General features: G+C 64.4%; 1 pseudogene. It reads left to right on the top strand.

The window, feature by feature from the left end:
• Nucleotides 1–48 precede the first annotated feature (48 nt).
• Nucleotides 49–571 (top strand): annotated as a pseudogene (locus I6F53_RS20350) (hypothetical protein); the annotation flags it as partial.

Genomic DNA, 571 nt, shown 5'->3' with positions numbered 1-571 from the left:
TACTAGCCGAGTGGGGTGCTGCACGACCTCATCATGGCGGGTGCCCTCGTGAACGAGGCACACTCGCGCGATGACGACGAAGGCGGTTTCATCGGTGATGCCGTCGATGTTGCGCTTGCGGCGCTCGCTCGCTCGCTTGGCGTTACGAGTGACGATGACGAGCCCGATCAGGTGGCACGGCTGCCGTACGAACCACAGAACCGTTATTCACAATCGCTGCGCCGTAACGACAAGCGGGAGACGGATGCGGCACTCATGCTTTACGTTAAGGGCGCGCCGGAGCTCGTGCTCTCGATGTGTAGCGAGGAGGCCGGGGGAGGCCTCCTCGATGCGACCGCACGCCAGGGGGTGTACGACGCCCAGGCTCAACTGGCCAGCGATGGTTACCGCGTGTTGGCAATCGCCTGTCGAAGTGTGCCGCACAACGAGCTCACGGGTCCGGAACTTCCGCACCCCAGCAAGCTGCAACTGCTCGGTCTTGTTGCTCTCACCGACCCTCCGCGGGCGGAGGCCCTCGAGTCGATCGCCCTCTGTGTTGGAGCGGGGATCCGCGGCAGCATGGTGACGGGTG

This window comes from Pseudoalteromonas sp. SWN29, from assembly GCF_015864465.1.
Lineage (GTDB): Bacteria > Pseudomonadota > Gammaproteobacteria > Enterobacterales > Alteromonadaceae > Pseudoalteromonas.
Note: the sequence above shows the minus strand (reverse complement) of the source record. Positions and strands in the feature narration are given on the sequence as shown.